The organism is Nostoc sp. (assembly GCF_036917395.1).
Lineage (GTDB): Bacteria > Cyanobacteriota > Cyanobacteriia > Cyanobacteriales > Nostocaceae > Nostoc.
The window spans coordinates 204,054-220,134 of record NZ_JBALDI010000004.1 but is presented as its reverse complement, the minus strand read 5'-3'; the positions used below and the strand labels follow the sequence as shown (position 1 = coordinate 220,134).

Below are 16,081 nucleotides of genomic sequence, written 5' to 3'. Positions count from 1 at the left end.
AAGGGGGTGATTTAGTAGCCACCACTGCGGTAACCCGCACCGTTGCTAGCAACGGCTATTACTTTTTCAAGCCTTACTTCTTATTGCAGGGAGCGCACCTATCCTGTCTTGCGACAGCAGCATCAGAAGCGGGCAGCTACCAGGGTCAGAAAGCAAAACGGTCTGACAACCGTCAAACTAACCCAGATTTTTCACAGTACATTGGCTCCGAAAAGCATGAACTGCGGCGCTATTATTCTCATATTATATTTTCAAGGTTCAGTTTTTTAACTAAAGCACCTCAACTTAGCGCTGTTGATAAGCAAACAAAGCTAAATCTCTAGCTTGTTCCTGTTGGCTGCCTCTAATCGGCTGTGACCCGCTTTCGATATATATTCCACTTTTTGCAGCTTGGGTTTTAATACTCTCGATTAATCGACCGTAGCTCCAACGGTGGACGCTGATACGATAATCTTTTGCATAGTTTTGTTGACCTTCCTTGTAACCTGGAATTTTTTTCTCTGCTTTTGCTTGAACCTTGCTTTGAACTATTTCTCGCATATCGTGGAGTTTGGGTAGAACAATGCTGCCAGCAGAGTAAGTTTTTGCGATCGCTACAATTGCACCTGCTAATAATCTGTCAATGTATTGTCCTAATTCTGATTCACCAAAATAGTTTGGTGCGTTTTGTTTTTGAGCTTTGTGGCGTTCGTGCGACAGACGTTGCTGTTGCTGTCGCTGGCGGTTTAGTAGGTTGTAGTTGTTACCGAGTAGTTGTTTCACACTACGATAAGTCAGAACTTGATTGCTGGCAGCATCTACCACAGCAACAGTTGCTGGTTTATTTAGACCAAAGCTAACGCTAACAAGAACATCAGGTTTACCTTGATATAGAGGCTTACTGGGTCGCTCAGGGAATGGATTATTAAGTTTTCGTTTGTTGGTTAGATTGCTTTTGTGATGCGATTTTTGTCTCTTGCGGAGATTACCTTTCTTTTCCGAAATACTTTCCTTAGTGTTATCTATTTTTTCAAGGCGGACTATTTCTGATTCTTCTTTTGTCCATAAGCGTGTATCAATAGAACATTGGAGAATCAAGTGGTGAATTTTCCAGGGTTCACCTTTACCTTTTCTTTCCTGCCAGAGCAGACGCGCAGAACGGAGTAAGAATAGTCCAGCAGAGTATTTATTTTGATCATCATGCCAAATTTGCCAGTCTTGGCATAAGCGTTGAAAATAATGAAGCTGGCGATAGTCACAACAGACATAAAACTCAGGATTTTTTATGTTTTCTTTCAATCCATTAAACTTGACAAAAATACGACCTTTTTTATTGTTTAGTTTCAATAATTTGTCATAAACATACATCATAAAACTGTACATTTCTGAATTTAGCGCCCATTTAAAAAAATATATTTGCAAAAGTGGAATGAATTCATCAGAATCTAGCAATAAATTAACATCTTTCTTGAAAATATATCCTACTTCTGAATAAATATATCTCATGAAGCTATATGAGCCGCAATCTAGTGACCATTTTAAAAACTTTAAGCAAGCTGTGATTAACTTTATTTTGGTTGCAACATCAGAGTGTATAAACCAATCTAAGTCTAAATTACTTTCGTAATCAACAGGGTATGGCATATAGTTATTTACTTTTAAGAGGCTAGCTTGCCAAGACTTTGCCTCATCTTCATTTAGAGGAACTTTCTTGGTCGCCTCTTCTAAAGTTTCTAACCAATTTTCTGCTGTAATATCTCGACCCTTGGGCTTCCGACTTTTGATTTGGTTTCTTAAACGTTCAATTTCAATTTCTTTTTTACGTTTACCTTTAGCATATTGATCAGGGTCTTCATCAACTTTACTGACCTGACAGTTATTTTTGAGCAGATAGGCAAGCGCACACTTGGATAGGCAGTCTTCCATTTCATCGTAAGTATCAAATAATCCACCAAAAAGTGTGGTGTTTGAAGATATTTTTTTATTTTTCTTAGTCTTCTTGGCTTTTTTTGTTTTGGATTGCTTATTTTTATCCTGAGCGAACTTGGTTAAAAACGAATCTAAAATTTCAGTAGCTTTAGCGCGAATTACATCTAAATTGCATTGACTTTCTTGCTGTAGTTTTATATCGCTCTTTAACATCTTTAACCAACGCTCTTTCCCTTTTATTTGGCGCTGTCGTCGCTGTTGTAAAGCGAACCAAGATTTATAAACTTCATTGACTAGAGTAACTGCTGATGTGTAAAAACGACCTGGCTGGTCAGCAAAGCGCTCTTGTGTTTCGAGAGAGTCGCATATTGTCTTGATAGTGCCTTTAGGCACTTCACCTTTTTCTAACCAAGTCTCGAAGTCAGGATGTTCTGCTAGCTGTTCTAATAATTCATCAATAAGCGGCGTGTTTTTCTCAGCCATCAGTTTCCACAGGAGGCAAAGAATTGCTTCATGAGCGACCAGACGACATTGAATATTGATAAAACTCATAGTGTGTTTCGCTATATAGCTTTAATGAGAGTTGCTCTATTAGTCTTTGACTGAATTTTGCCACCTATATTATAAGCGTAATAACGCAATGGCGCAAAAGCTTTTTAGCTCAAATGTGTTTTTGTCAAAAGGCTGTGCCACAATTAAGCCCGAACTAAGACAGTATGTGCAGATGGCAGAAGAAACTAGAGAAGTTCGAGGAAGAATTCCTAAAGATTTAAAAATTGCTTTTGAAATTGCCTGCGCTCGTCTGGAAGTTACGCAGACAGCAGCTTTAGAGGAGGCGATTAGACACTGGTTGAAAAAGAAAGAGTCCGCTACCGATGAAGAGTAGCAGGAGAGTTGGCGATTGCAGTTCCTAGCTACCTCTTCTATTGGTGGCAGAGACTCGTTACTAATCAGTGTTGCTTTCAAGTCTTGTTCCACTCGATTAGTATCAAAGGGCTTACTCATTGCTTTTGTTTTAGTTTGCACTTAAGTTTGACTTATAGCAAAGTTGTAATTACTACAAATAGTTCTTGAATAAACTTTCCGAATTCAGTCTAGTTAATAAATCTGTTTTGATGCTTTCCGCCTAAATCCTCTAAAGCCTCAATGTATAAGCACTTACCCATCCCTTTGCCGATTAACTCCAACAATGCCTTTGTCCGTGCTTGGAAAAATCCCTCAAAGTCATCTCGCCGCAGAGTTTCGGGATCTATGGCATGAGATCGCAATATTTCATCGAGTCTCTGAGATAATACGCCAGACATCTCAAGCTCTTGGAGGTAAGCCGAAGGTGGTTTACTACCAATCTTTTTGTTGGTTTTGGCACTTAAAGGAGTGCGGTTGACTAAGCAGTTATATTTTTTGGAGTCGATGCCTTGCTTTCTGCACCAAGCGACGGGAAAGATGTGGTGAGAATCAATCTGTTCTTCAAAATAAAGCACATCATTGATTTCTTCGCCTGTAATGAAATCAATTGCCCCAGAAAGCCGCAGCAGGGCTGATAAACCTTGGTAAACTGCACCATAACGCTTTCTTACGGTCAGTAACCGCTCTGGGAAGAAATTGGCTTCCCGGATTGTCGACGGCAGTGAACCCCCTTTTTGCAGCCACAGTGGCATTTCTACTACATCTCGTCCTGTGCGAGTTTCGTGCCAACCTGTGTACATCTCACTGAACAGCCCACACCAAAACCAACGTTCCAGCATAGAACGAGATTTAACAGAGCGCGAACGTTCTCCTGAAACAGCCAAAATTGCCGCCAAGGCAACTAGTTGAATGGGATAAGCCAAATCCATTGCGTCAAAAATTTTCTGCCCATGCAGGAATCTGGCTGCTTCCTCAAATCCTGTAGTAACTTTATCAGCCCAGGTAGAGTATTCTGGAATGGAAAGTTTTAAAACATCTCCACGACCGCAGGATACACCAGGCAATTTGTCTAAATTGCCGCCTTTATTCATCACTTCCATTCTCCGCACGTAGCCAGCTACCAAAGTTACGGCTTGCACAAAGTCAGTGTTACGGACTAAACGTAATACTTTAAATTGCTGAAAACGAGCTTCCCGCAGTTTCCAGTCGTCTCTAAGGCTGAAGTCATTGGCGCAATAGCTGGAACTCATCAAGTCGAAGTAGTTAAGATCACAACCAGAGGTGTTGGTATCTTCAAAGACTTGGCAAACTGCTTCTTTGGGTAAGGAGTCCCGCAGTTGAATTACTGGTATTTGATAATGCTCAAATTTTTTGAGTACCTCTAGTTCTAAAGTGTCGATGAGTTCAAGTTTTTGGGCATCATATTGCCAATATTTGGAATATTTACTTCTCCATTCCGAAAATAAAAAGATTTTTGATAATGGGAATAGTCCTGCTTCATACTCATTTTCTGGAGTGGAACAGTCTATAATTTCACCACCAAATGTTCGGAGTTGTTTTGATTCCGGGAAAGCAATAATAGCACTACGGCGATCGATGTTATGGTCAAGGGATTTGGCAATATCGAGGTAATACCATTTTTTTATCAGCTTTTGGCTTTTTTGGTCTTTAATGACAACGGGTTGTTCTGACAGCAAAACCATAAATGAAGTGGTTAAGCGTTGCTGACCGTCAAGAATTAACAGGTTGGGCTTATCATACTTTGGCTCTTTAACGTTATCGATGAGGCGGGGTTTGAATTGGACTTGCTGGTTACTTTGCTGGAGCATCATGACTGCACCAATGGGGTATGCAAGTGAGATACTGGCAAGTAGGCGACGTACACGAGCATCATCCCAAACCCAATCTCGTTGAAAATCTGGCAGTTGAATACGTCCAGTTTTTATATCTTTTAAAATATCTAGTAAAGGATATTTTGTGATATCAAATGTACTGATAGAATGCATTTGCTGTTCTGAAGTTACTGCCCTTTGTTCAGATACTGCTGCCAGCGCAGGTAAATTAGTTTTATTTTGTGAAATGCGAGCAATTTTAGGATGATAAAATGTCACTTATTTTCACACGAATGAATACAGATGTAGGACAGAATAAAACGTCTCTAGCTGTATCAGCAAGAGCTTTTATCATAAGTTACTCGCAAATCACGAACAGTTAGTCAGAAAGTTGGTAGGCAAAATTATTTGTTGGCTGATAACTAGTTGTTTAAATTGATTGAGTAAATCAGCCTGTCGCAGCAGGAAAGGAATGTAATGTGGTCGTCTGTCGAAGTTGGTTCCCCAGTCTTTGATGGTGTGAGGACTTAACCCTGTGGCTTGTGCCAGAGCATTGATACAAGCTTTACGATAACCTCTGGCTGGGTCAATATTTACCCACCTACGACAATATTCCATCGGCTCCAAAGGCAGCTGACGGATAGCATCAATCCTCTGCTCTTCTGGACTAGGGGAAAGTCTCACAAGCAATCTTGGCTGGTAATGGATGGGCAAGTACCAGATGAAGGCTTGAGTGATTTGATGTTGGCAATTGCCTACTTTTAATTTGTTGATTCAAAAGTGTAGGCAACTGCTGTTGTACTCAAGCGGCAGTCTAATACAGCAGTCTACAGATTAAGAAATCTCTGCCCACAATACCAGTACTTTAGTCGGAAAACCCGATTAAATTATTTTTGCGGATAATCAGGCGGTAAGACTATTTTCCTGATCTGGTTAAGCATATCCGCCATTCTGAGAACGTGTAAAACGTGATCTGGTCGCCTTTCAAAGTTCGGGCCCCAGTCATTAATTGTACGTGGACTTAAGCCTGTAGCCTCGGCTAGAGCCGTAACACAAGCTTTGCGATAACCACGTTCATCTGAAGGTATTTCAACCCATCGCTGACAGTATTCTAGAGGCTCCAAAGGTAGTCTACTGAGTACGTCGATTATATATTGGGTTGAAAGCGTATCGCTGTCTATCACCTTTTCTCGCTGTGGTTGTGGTAAGAGTCGGAGTTCACGACTATACTTATATTAGTATTCCTGGTTGCGATCGCCAAATAAATAGACCTACCTAGAAAAACTGGAAGCTTTAGTATTTTTCCTGCTGTATATTTATTCGAGCGTCTTTATTTTTATAGATTTATCTTTCAAACCTTCTTCAAGCATCTTTTTGGTGTTTATTGACCAGTTTTTACCAGACTGGCCTCCCATGAGAGACCAACGAATCCAACCTACAGAAGGGTTTTCAGGGTTGTACCACCCTGGATCATCCATGTCTGGTTTGAATTTCTCAAAAAAATCCACCATTTTATCAATATCTTCAAGGGTGAGAGGTTTTTGTTGTGCGATCGCTTCAGCTAAGGTCAAATTTTTCCCCCCACTGAACTTTTTATGTAATGCAACTCCGCGTAGTGCTGCCATACTTGCTGCTGATGGCAGGATGAGTTCAATTTCTTTGACTTCACTTTCGCTGCATAACAGACATAAATGGAGCATTTCAAGTTGAACTTGAAAAAGTAATGTATTCATTTTTATTTACCGTAATTTTGGACGGTTAAAGGAAGTGTTAAATTTCTAATCTCTAAACTATCAAAGATTAGAAAGCATTGTCTTGTACAAACTGCTTGTAGGTAAACCACTCTCTATAGTGAGTGCGATCGCACTTTCTCCTCCTCACGCAGCCCAATCTTTACACAGTAACTCTGCCTGTTGCAGGACTGTCACCATCGCTTTCTCTTGCTTTTCGGGTGGATAGCCGTATTTCCGCAGTAGGCGCTTGACTAAGCGGCGCAGGTTGGCTTTGACGCTTTCTTTTTGTGTCCAGTCGATGGTAACGTTGCGGCGAACTGTATCTACAAGGTCACGAGCGATCGCTTTGAGGGTTTCATCACCTAATGCTTGAACTGAAGTATCATTTAAATCCAAGGCATCATAAAAAGCTAGTTCATCTTCCGATAACCCCAGGCTTTCGCCTCGCTTTGTCGCTTCCCGGATTTCTTTTGCTAGTTCGATTAATTCGCTCATCACCTGGCCAGTTTCGATGGCGCGGTTCTGGTATCTTTTGATTGTCTGTTCCAGCATTTCGGCAAAGGAACGGGACTGTACTAAGTTACGATGCGATCGCGTTTTGATTTCGTCGTTAATTAATTTCCGCAGCAGTTCTAAAGCTAGGTGGCGCTGGGGTAGTTGGCGGACATCTGCTAAAAATTTATCGGAGAGGATGGAAATATCAGGATTTTTCACCCCAGCAGCAGCGAAAATATCTACTACCTCATCACTCGCAACGGCGTTAGAAACAATCTGGCGAATTGCAGTATCTACATCTTCGGGGCTTTTACCTCCAGTTGTAGTGTGTTTGACAAAAGCAGCGCGAATAGCTTGGAATAAACCGACTTCATCCCGAATTGCGATCGCATCATCACTAGAACTGCACAAAGCAAAGGCTTTGGCTAATTCGTTCACAGCTTTGATAAATTGCTGTTGTCCATCTTCCAATCCCAGAATATGATCCATTGCGGCGGGGATGGTGGAGACACACACAGATGGAGTACCTGTAAAGAACGGCGAATAGTCAAAACCGTCTAACAGTGCTGTGACGTTTTCGTACTTTACTAGCATGAGAGCGATCGCTTGTTCTTGAGGAATGCCTGTTTGACCTTGACTGTCAGCACTATAATCTCTCAGCGCTGATCTGAGTTGGTCAACAATGCCCAAGTAGTCCACAACTAAACCGCCTGGTTTGTCTTTGAAGACGCGGTTAACTCTGGCTATGGCTTGCATTAACCCATGACCACGCATTGGTTTATCAATGTAGATGGTGTGCAAACATGGCGCATCAAATCCTGTTAACCACATATCCCGCACAATTACCAACTTCATCGGGTCATGTTCATTTTTCAATCGCTTTGCTAGTACTTCATGTCTTGATTGATTAAGGATATGTGGTTGAAATTCTAAAGGATCTGCTGCTGAACCTGTCATCACAACTTTCAGCGTTCCTTTATCGTCGTCGAGATGATGCCAATTTGGACGAATTTTGATAATTGCATCGTACAATTCTACGCAAATCTTACGGCTCATGCAGACTATCATTGCCTTACCGTTGATAATTTCTTGGCGATGCTCAAAATGTTCTACAATGTCTTTGGCAACTAGGGCAATGCGTTTTTCTGCACCTACTAAAGCTGCTAATCTTGCCCATTTGGTTTTTAACTGTTCTCTGGTTAACTGTTCCTCACCTTGGGTGACTTCTTCAAATTCTAGATCAATGTGAGGGCGTTCTGATTCTGAGAGTTCCAGTTTCGCCATACGTCCTTCATAATAAATTCGGACTGTGGCTTCATCTTCAACTGCTCTTTGGATATCGTAAATATCAATATAGTCACCAAATATTGCTGGTGTATTAATATCAGTTGATTCTATAGGAGTTCCTGTAAAGCCAATAAATGAGGCGTTAGGTAAAGCATCTCTTAAATGTTTGGCAAAACCATAAGCAATACAGGTGTTGCTTTCATCTTGACTTATGACTACGCGCGCTTTTAAACCGTATTGGCTACGGTGTGCTTCATCTGCAATCAGAACGATGTTGCGACGGAGAGAAAGTTCTGGGTATTGTTGCCTTGGTTCTGGTGCGAATTTCTGAACGGTGGTAAAGACAATGCCACCAGACGAAACTTGTAGAAGTTCTGTTAAGTTTTCCCTATCTTTGGCTTGGACTGGGTTCTGGCGCAGCAAGTCAGAACAATAAGCAAAGGTGTTAAATAATTGATCGTTTAAATCGTTGCGGTCTGTCAGAATAACCAGAGTTGGGTTTGCCATTTCTGGATTCTGGATGATTTTTCCGGCGTAGAATGCCATTGTTAAACTCTTTCCGCTACCTTGAGTGTGCCACACCACACCGACACGTTTATCACCTGCTGGTGATGTAGCTGTCACAGTACGTTCAATGGCTTTATTGACTGCATGGAATTGGTGGTAGCCCGCCATTTTTTTTGTAATATTGCTACCGTCTACTTCAAAAACAATGAAGTGTTTTAGTAAGTCGAGAAAGCAGTGTTTTTCAAAGATGCCTTTAATTAAAACTTCTAGTTCTGCGGTCTTTTTAGGAGCAATGTTCTTTCCATCAATTGTGCGCCAAGGCATGAACCTTTCCCAGTCAGAGGTGAGGGTTCCGGCTCTGGCTTCTGTACCGTCGGAAACTACTAAGATTTCGTTATATGTAAATAAACTAGGGATATCTTGTTTATAGGTTTGGAGTTGGTTAAATGCGCTTTGAATTGTGGCATTTTCGGTAGCTGGATTTTTGAGTTCAATTACAGCTAAAGGTAAGCCATTAATGAATACTACTACATCAGGGCGGCGTTCTTGTTTATTTTCAATAACATTAAATTGATTAACTACTAACCAGTCGTTTTTGTTTGGGTTAATAAAGTCGATTATTTTAACTTGGTCGTAGACAATTCTTTCTGATGTTTGGTATTCGACATCTACGCCATCGGTGAGGAATTTATGGAAGCGGCGGTTATTTTCAAATAGGCTGGGAGTTTCGCTGCGTGTAAGTTTGCGAATGGCTTCTTCGATAGCGCCGGCAGGAATCTGGGGGTTAATTGTTATTAGGGAAGAATAAAGGCGATTAATTAGGACAACATCTGCATAGTCTTGGCGTTCGGCGTTGGGTTCTTTAGGGGCTATTTCTGAGGCGTTTAGCGATCTGTAGTTAAGTTCAGTAAACCATTCTATGGTTGCAGTTTCAACTATTACTTCAGTCAAATTATTCATTCCGATTAATCCCCGCTTCTACCTGATAAATCTGGTAATAAATTACGTATATCTTCAATTACAATCTTAAAATCAGTACTATCTAAATCCATTTCTAAAGCATCTCCTATAACTTCATAAATAAATTTTTGGTTAGGAGTTTCGCCTTTTTTCTTTTTATAGCAACATAGTTTAGTTTGATGCCCTGAAACAGTGGGCTTAAAATGAAAAAATGGGGAAATACTAAAAATATGATTATTAATATTTACTAGTATGGTGTTAGGCTCTAAATAATCAGTACATTTGTCTAAGTCTTCTTTTGCCAAAGAAAATTTTTCATATTTTCTATTCATAGAATGTCCATTAAATACTTCACATCTTATTTCGGTTATTTTACCTTCACTTTTCTTATACTTAATTAATTTTACCAACCTTAAATCTCTACAAGATTGTAATACTGATAAAACATCCGCCTGATACTTGAGAATGAACTTTTTTGCTTGCTCTTCAGACATAGCTCCTGTATGTGAAAAGCCATTTCTAAGGCGATTTAATTCTCTAAGCTTGTCAATTAAATCAAGTGAGATAACATTCAGCGAAGATAATTTAAACCCTTTATCTATTGCTATTTTAATAAGTTTTGTGACAATTGACAACTTTGCATCCAAGCTGTCTGATAGAACTTGTTGCATCTTTATATCTGTATCTTCCATCGATAGCTTCGAGCAACGAAATTCTCCAACAACTATTGCATAAATTAAAAATATAATTGACTCCCATGTATCACGTAAAAAGTCACGGCGTTGATTGTCATTGTCAAAACCATGTTCAAATCGGTAAAAGTTGTATGCAATAGGTGTTGGAAATTCATCAAATACAAGTTCTTTAAATTTTTATATTTCTTCTGCTCTAAACTCCTGTAGAGCTATACGGTAATTTTCATTGTCTAATTCGTACAATATCTTACTGGGCTGAAAAATTGAACCGTAAATATTTATTCCATTAATATATTGTTCGTCGATATATTGATTAAAATCTTCATTAGCTTCATAAACTAAATCAGGGTAATCTTCTTCATTGCATAAACTTAATTTAATAATGTCCTTCTCCGCAAGAGTTTCATCATACTCAATATTTATTAAACTCATTCATCAACTCCCGATATATTATCAATTTCATGTAAACGAATTTAGCCTGATAGGAGTTTTAGTATTAGGGTATTGCGGATGGAAATAAGGGTGCGGGATTCCTCACTATTCGAGCTAATTCTTGCCATCAATGATTTCACAATATCTGCAAATAATTTAGCTATTTTTTGAGATGGAAGAGCTAAAAAATATTGTGAAAAGCACTCATTAGGTACTCGTTGACGACCGCTAGAACCAGTCATATTCTGAATAGCGAATGTACGGAATTCATCACTTCGTGCTAGATAATAACCATACTCAACTGGTAAAGGCGGTTTGGGCCGTAAAATAATATATTCTGTTGAACCCCAACCAAGTTGTTCATCTTCCAAAAAGTCTACAAAAGCAGTTTTACCATTTTCCAAACAAGGTGTAATTCGTGCTAAAAGCGTGTCACCATTTATAAATTTTGTTCCTGAACTAAAAGTTCTGTTTATCCAATTATCGGGGCGATGTCCTTGTGTTGGCATATTCGCCATATCAAGATATGGTGCTATTTCGCTTTTTGCAAGTCTTCGGCTAGGGTTAACATCTATTGCGTCGGGAAGTAGTTTTATATCCCAACTCTTCGGAATCATCCCCAACGGCGACTCCTTCAACTCATCAGGGAAAAGTTCAGCAGTTGCAGCATCCATCCCAGCTGGCAGTCGTCCTTCCATCTTTGCGCGAACAGGGTCAAAGTCCACAAACCAGGATTTGAAAATTGCCTGTGCCATTGCTTCCAGCGTCCGGTTCATCTCCCGGTTCAGTTCGATTTTGTCGTCAAGTGTACCGAGGATGTGGGCGATCGCTTTTTGTTCGGGCAGGGGAGGTAGAGGGATTACAAAAGACTCTATATGTCCTTTAGTAATAGCCCGACGGCTACCACCTGAATTAAAAGATTCAATATATTCTTTAATTAAGGGATGAGTTAGATATGAGAGCAGATATCCAGGCACACACTGCGATTTATCTAGTCGAATAATTGCAACGTGTTGGTTAACACAGGCAGGAAGTATATTTTCAGGAACTAAACAGGCTCTTGCAAAGGTTATGCCATCGCCAGTGATATTTAGTAATAAATCACATGCTTGAACCCAAACATTTTGGAGTTCAGCAGCGTGTTCATCAGAAATAAAAGCAATTCCTTCACTTTTTAAATATCTATCAAATACGTGCTGGCTACGAATCAATGCAAAATTCTTTCTCGTTGATAGGTAAACTTTTTCTCCACCCCTTGGTGTAGCACCTGTTCCTATCTTTGTTGTTATTTCTTGCAATTTTACAAGCTTCCAACCAGGGGGAAGAGAACCGAGAGGCGATGTGCTTTTTGTTTCTGATAATTCAAGAGCCATATCCCAACCTCGTCAAATTCGTTCTAATCTCCTTTTCTAGGATTGCTGATTGCTCAAATTGCTGTTCTAATTTCTTTGTCAAATGCAGCATTTTTTCCTCAAACGCTTCATCATCATCTTCAATTTCCTCTGCCCCCACGTATCGTCCTGGCGTGAGAACATAACCGTGAGCCTCAATATCATCTTTGGTGGCACTCTTACAAAAACCAGGGATATCCTCATACTCACCCGCTTCCTTCTCACTCCGCCAAGCATGGTAAGTTTGAGCAATCCGCTTGATTTCTTCATCCGTCAGTTCCCGGTGTACTCGATCAATTAACACCCCCATCTTTCGCCCATCTATAAATAATATTTCCCTAGTTCGTTTACGAAACTTGCCATCTTCCTTATTCCGTGCCAAAAACCACAGGCACGCGGGAATCTGGGTGTTGTAAAATAACTGCCCAGGCAATGCCACCATACAATCGACCAAATCGTCATCAATAAGGGCTTGGCGAATCTCACTCTCTCCCGAAGAGTTAGAACTCATCGAACCATTCGCCAACACAAAACCAGCAATACCATTTTCTGCTAAATGGTGAATTATCTGCTGTACCCAACCATAGTTAGCATTACCTACGGGTGGAGTACCATACTGCCATCGCCTATCTTCTCGCAATCTTTCCCCACCCCAATCGCTCATGTTAAATGGGGGATTAGCTAGAATAAAATCAGCCAAGAGGTCTTTGTGCAAGTCATTGTGGAAAGTATCAGCATTGCGATCGCCAATATTCCCATCAATCCCGCGAATTGCCAAATTCATCTTGCACAGTTTCCAAGTTGTCGGGTTTGACTCTTGCCCATAAATGGAAATATCGCCAATCTTTCCCCCATGTGCTTCGACAAACTTCTCCGACTGCACGAACATTCCCCCAGAACCGCAACAGGGGTCATAAATTCGCCCCTTGTAGGGTTCAATCATTTCTACTAACAACTGCACCACACAACGCGGTGTATAAAACTGTCCGCCTCTCTTACCTTCCGCAGTGGCGAACTGTCCCAAAAAATACTCGTAAACTCGCCCCAAAATATCCTTGGAACGGCTTGCTTCATCTCCTAAGCCAATTTTGCTAATCAGGTCAATGATTTCTCCCAGCAGTTGTTTATCTAGGGCTGGCTTATTGTAATCCTTGGGTAACACGCCTTTGAGCGATGGGTTTTCCTTCTCAATAGCATCCATCGCCTCATCTAGTAGTTTGCCAATGCTTGGTTGTTTAGCGTTAGCTTGTAAAAATGACCATCGGGCTTCTTTAGGAACCCAGAAAACATTTTCTGCTGTGTACTCATCGCGGTCTTCCGGATCAGCGTATGGTTGATTTGCCAGGATGTCGTAAAGCTCACTGAAAGCATCGGAAATATATTTAAGAAAAATCAACCCCAAGACAACGTGCTTATACTCCGCTGCGTCCATGTGACCTCGCTGCTTATCCGCAGCTAACCACAGAGCTTGTTCAAAGCCTAAAGTCGCCCCATTACCGTTATTCTGTTCGGTTTTTTTCTGACCACGAGCCACTAAGTACTACTCCCTTAAGTAAAGTCTCTTCTGATGCGAACGATTGCCTGGTTTAAACCTTCACTGTGAATCCAACCGACAAACCCGCCGTAAATCATTTTGTCACTGCGATCGCCTAAAAAAACATGGTCAACACCAACGGGGTTTTTCCAAGTTCTCACTACTGTCCCGTCCCTGAGCCTGATAATCGGATTAGAACTTTTAAAATCTCTGTGGTGTGCAGGAGTCATGCCAGGGACATTCTCTAAAATAGCGATCGCTTCTCTTGCATCATCTGTTGTACTAGAGTTAACCACCGTTGCACAACCGCATCCATCAGTTACAGTCGTCTTGAGCCTATCTCTGATGTCGCCGTCAAACAGTGATAACGAGTTAATCTCTTCTAGCAGCTTGCCATGTGGCTCATCCTGTCGGCGTTGGCAATAAACTGCTGTGAGAAAATCTTCTAGGCTGACTTTTGCCAAAGCATCTGTAATTAATCCTGTTAGCCCCAAAACTGCAATTCCACCCAACATCCCCGCAGGCCCACCTAGAAAAGCTAAAGCTGCGGTAATGGTAGCAGCACCTGTAAACCCTGTAGCTGCCATCGTGATTACCAAAATCACACCAGGTAAACCCAAAGCAGCTACTTTTTTGACGACTTCATCCATACCCTAGCCACCCCAAGTCAAAATTTACTCTGAAGGCTTTTGTAAAACTTATGCCACATAAACTGCCTTTAATGGCAGAAATCCTTTACAGCAGGATTTGAAGCTAAAAAAAATTCCTTAGAATTCTAGCTTCATAAGTATAAGCTCTAAAATTTTTAATACTAAGTAGTATATTTACTACTTTTGTTAATAACTTTGAGCACTATAGATTTTAATTTACAGCCACCAATTGAATTTGAATACGTGCGATCGCACTCGTGCCTCATCCATGACAGGTAGATGATTGATAGAAAAAACAAAGGCGATCGCCCTCCGGGAAGAGACTGCGTAGGCGTAGCCCGTCGTAGACATCGCCTTTTGTGAGACCCTATTAATGAGGTCACTCATATAATTACACAAGAGCTTTATGTCAATAACGCTTTTGACGCTTCGCCATCGTAGTAAAAGGCAAAAAACAGTGATAACACTCACCTTGCGCCCAATCTGCGGGAATTGGGAAAGGTGTTTCACAGTTAGTACATTTGGTTAGCAGACGCAACTGGTGGCGATCGCACTTTATTTTCTCCTTATACTGCCACTCAATACGATGACAAGGGTTCTCTGCGTAGCAAGCCGCGCATAACCGAATTGGTTTAGGCTTCATCGTCACACCCTTTTGCGGCAGCATATGAGTTAGTATATCAGCATCAATCCCAATTACAGAGGCTAACGCTTCCAACTCCTGCTGCGTCGGGAATGGATTGAAATAAAACTTCTCCCATCTCAAAATAACTGCACCAAGTCCTGTTAATTTACCTAATTGAGTTGCAGTTAAATAATTTGCCCTGCGAAAACGACCTAAAAAATGGCTCAAGCTTTCTCCTTCGAGCGGCTCTACTTGAAAAAAGCGGGGTGTTTCTGAAGATGCTTTCATTATTCAAACCACTCCAAAACCTCATCCAAAGTAGCCTTATCAATATTTTTCAACCCTTTTCTTAGGGATAAAATTGCAGCCCGTCTTAATACCCTATCTACTAAACCAATCTTGCCCCCTGTTTTTTGATATAGTGGCATTAAAGTTTCCTGTTTAGTTAAATTTGATGGGACAGGTAAACACAAAACCTCATCTTCCCAAATTTGGATAAATTCGGGAAATTTCTTTTCTGATACTAATGGTAATCTATAACATTCTATAAATCTGTCGTGAATATATGGCTCTTTTTTAATGAGATTATCCAGACCATCTGTTCCCACAAGAACAATTGAAATATTCAATAAATCATAAATACGGGCAATTTCACTAAAAGTATTTAACTTCAGAAAATTTGCTTCATCGATAATCAGCATCTCAACTTTTGATTCCTTTAAAAGTCTTAATACTCGGCGTCTCAGGTCTGTAAGCTTTCCAGAAATTGCATCATATTTCAAACTTTCAAGTATTAAAGTTAGTAACTCTCCAGCAGAACAATCTCCAGGCACTTGCATATACAATACGGGTACAATATCGCGCTTACCTGTTCTTTTTTGTGGCTTATTCAGCAGCTTATAAACATCACAAGTCACCGACTTACCAGCTCGTGGTGGTGCAACAATTCGACCACATTGTTTAGAAAGGCGCAAACTGTCTAACCAGTCATGGATTTTTTGGATATGGTCAAGTTCGATAACGCTAGGAGTAATTAGCCGTTCAATTATCGGTAGTAATTCTTCCGGTATCGGGTCATCTCCCCATAAATTCTGCACCCACTTCCGCAAATAATCTTCTGCCATAA

General features: G+C 40.6%; 15 protein-coding genes. 1 reads left to right on the top strand and 14 read right to left on the bottom strand.

Annotated elements, in window-relative coordinates; all coding sequences use genetic code 11:
- Positions 1–285 precede the first annotated feature (285 nt).
- The gene (gene cas12k / locus V7K46_RS03315) at positions 286–2,460 is read right to left on the bottom strand and encodes a type V CRISPR-associated protein Cas12k (RefSeq protein ID WP_335111019.1); all 2,175 of its coding nucleotides are present in this window, start codon (positions 2,458–2,460) and stop codon (positions 286–288) included.
- An 88-nt stretch (positions 2,461–2,548) separates the two neighbouring features.
- Here cas12k and V7K46_RS03310 point away from each other — a divergent pair, with 88 nt between their 5' ends.
- Entirely contained in the window at positions 2,549–2,794 is a 246-nt protein-coding gene (locus V7K46_RS03310) for a hypothetical protein (RefSeq protein ID WP_335111017.1), read from the top strand.
- Positions 2,795–3,002: 208 nt separating this feature from the next.
- On the opposite strand, the gene V7K46_RS03305 is transcribed toward V7K46_RS03310, so the two are convergent.
- From V7K46_RS03305 to V7K46_RS03245, 13 genes are all read right to left on the bottom strand, one after another.
- Positions 3,003–4,925, bottom strand: coding sequence for a GmrSD restriction endonuclease domain-containing protein (locus V7K46_RS03305; RefSeq protein WP_335111015.1), 1,923 nt, complete (start codon positions 4,923–4,925; stop codon positions 3,003–3,005).
- Between the two features lie 90 nt (positions 4,926–5,015).
- Positions 5,016–5,336 (bottom strand): hypothetical protein, encoded by a 321-nt coding sequence (locus V7K46_RS03300; RefSeq protein WP_335111013.1) that lies wholly within the window; start codon positions 5,334–5,336, stop codon positions 5,016–5,018.
- Between the two features lie 197 nt (positions 5,337–5,533).
- Positions 5,534–5,770 (bottom strand): hypothetical protein, encoded by a 237-nt coding sequence (locus V7K46_RS03295; RefSeq protein ID WP_335111011.1) that lies wholly within the window; start codon positions 5,768–5,770, stop codon positions 5,534–5,536.
- A 192-nt stretch (positions 5,771–5,962) separates the two neighbouring features.
- Positions 5,963–6,379: a hypothetical protein gene (locus V7K46_RS03290; protein WP_335111009.1), complete on the bottom strand. Its 417-nt coding sequence runs from the start codon at positions 6,377–6,379 to the stop codon at positions 5,963–5,965.
- A 144-nt stretch (positions 6,380–6,523) separates the two neighbouring features.
- Complete coding sequence (locus V7K46_RS03285) at positions 6,524–9,628, bottom strand: type I restriction endonuclease subunit R (protein WP_335111007.1); 3,105 nt, start codon at positions 9,626–9,628, stop codon at positions 6,524–6,526.
- A gap of 5 nt (positions 9,629–9,633) precedes the next feature.
- Positions 9,634–10,320: a hypothetical protein gene (locus V7K46_RS03280; protein ID WP_335111005.1), complete on the bottom strand. Its 687-nt coding sequence runs from the start codon at positions 10,318–10,320 to the stop codon at positions 9,634–9,636.
- 180 nt (positions 10,321–10,500) lie between these two features.
- Positions 10,501–10,755 (bottom strand): hypothetical protein, encoded by a 255-nt coding sequence (locus tag V7K46_RS03275; protein WP_335111003.1) that lies wholly within the window; start codon positions 10,753–10,755, stop codon positions 10,501–10,503.
- A gap of 41 nt (positions 10,756–10,796) precedes the next feature.
- The gene (locus tag V7K46_RS03270; protein ID WP_335111001.1) at positions 10,797–12,128 is read right to left on the bottom strand and encodes a restriction endonuclease subunit S; all 1,332 of its coding nucleotides are present in this window, start codon (positions 12,126–12,128) and stop codon (positions 10,797–10,799) included.
- The gene (locus V7K46_RS03265; protein ID WP_335110999.1) at positions 12,118–13,680 is read right to left on the bottom strand and encodes a type I restriction-modification system subunit M; all 1,563 of its coding nucleotides are present in this window, start codon (positions 13,678–13,680) and stop codon (positions 12,118–12,120) included. The genes V7K46_RS03270 and V7K46_RS03265 overlap by 11 nt, the downstream gene beginning before the upstream one ends.
- A gap of 14 nt (positions 13,681–13,694) precedes the next feature.
- Positions 13,695–14,330: a hypothetical protein gene (locus V7K46_RS03260; protein WP_335110997.1), complete on the bottom strand. Its 636-nt coding sequence runs from the start codon at positions 14,328–14,330 to the stop codon at positions 13,695–13,697.
- A gap of 216 nt (positions 14,331–14,546) precedes the next feature.
- On the bottom strand, positions 14,547–14,681 hold the full coding sequence (locus tag V7K46_RS03255; protein WP_335110995.1) for a hypothetical protein: 135 nt from the start codon (positions 14,679–14,681) through the stop codon (positions 14,547–14,549).
- 58 nt (positions 14,682–14,739) lie between these two features.
- Positions 14,740–15,243, bottom strand: a complete 504-nt coding sequence (locus V7K46_RS03250) for a TniQ family protein (protein WP_335110993.1) — start codon at positions 15,241–15,243, stop codon at positions 14,740–14,742.
- Complete coding sequence (locus V7K46_RS03245) at positions 15,243–16,079, bottom strand: TniB family NTP-binding protein (protein WP_335110991.1); 837 nt, start codon at positions 16,077–16,079, stop codon at positions 15,243–15,245. Before V7K46_RS03245 ends, V7K46_RS03250 begins: the two co-directional genes overlap by 1 nt.
- Positions 16,080–16,081: the final 2 nt, after the last annotated feature.

Bases quoted from the DNA above. Each gene is read 5' to 3' on its own strand.
- cas12k (WP_335111019.1), bottom strand. From the start codon at position 2,460: ATGAGTTTTATCAATATTCAATGTCGTCTGGTCGCTCATGAAGCAATT.
- V7K46_RS03310 (WP_335111017.1), top strand. From the start codon at position 2,549: ATGGCGCAAAAGCTTTTTAGCTCAAATGTGTTTTTGTCAAAAGGCTGT.
- V7K46_RS03290 (WP_335111009.1), bottom strand. From the start codon at position 6,379: ATGAATACATTACTTTTTCAAGTTCAACTTGAAATGCTCCATTTATGT.
- V7K46_RS03285 (WP_335111007.1), bottom strand. From the start codon at position 9,628: ATGAATAATTTGACTGAAGTAATAGTTGAAACTGCAACCATAGAATGG.
- V7K46_RS03280 (WP_335111005.1), bottom strand. From the start codon at position 10,320: ATGGAAGATACAGATATAAAGATGCAACAAGTTCTATCAGACAGCTTG.
- V7K46_RS03275 (WP_335111003.1), bottom strand. From the start codon at position 10,755: ATGAGTTTAATAAATATTGAGTATGATGAAACTCTTGCGGAGAAGGAC.
- V7K46_RS03270 (WP_335111001.1), bottom strand. From the start codon at position 12,128: ATGGCTCTTGAATTATCAGAAACAAAAAGCACATCGCCTCTCGGTTCT.
- V7K46_RS03260 (WP_335110997.1), bottom strand. From the start codon at position 14,330: ATGGATGAAGTCGTCAAAAAAGTAGCTGCTTTGGGTTTACCTGGTGTG.
- V7K46_RS03255 (WP_335110995.1), bottom strand. From the start codon at position 14,681: ATGTCTACGACGGGCTACGCCTACGCAGTCTCTTCCCGGAGGGCGATC.
- V7K46_RS03250 (WP_335110993.1), bottom strand. From the start codon at position 15,243: ATGAAAGCATCTTCAGAAACACCCCGCTTTTTTCAAGTAGAGCCGCTC.
- V7K46_RS03245 (WP_335110991.1), bottom strand. From the start codon at position 16,079: ATGGCAGAAGATTATTTGCGGAAGTGGGTGCAGAATTTATGGGGAGAT.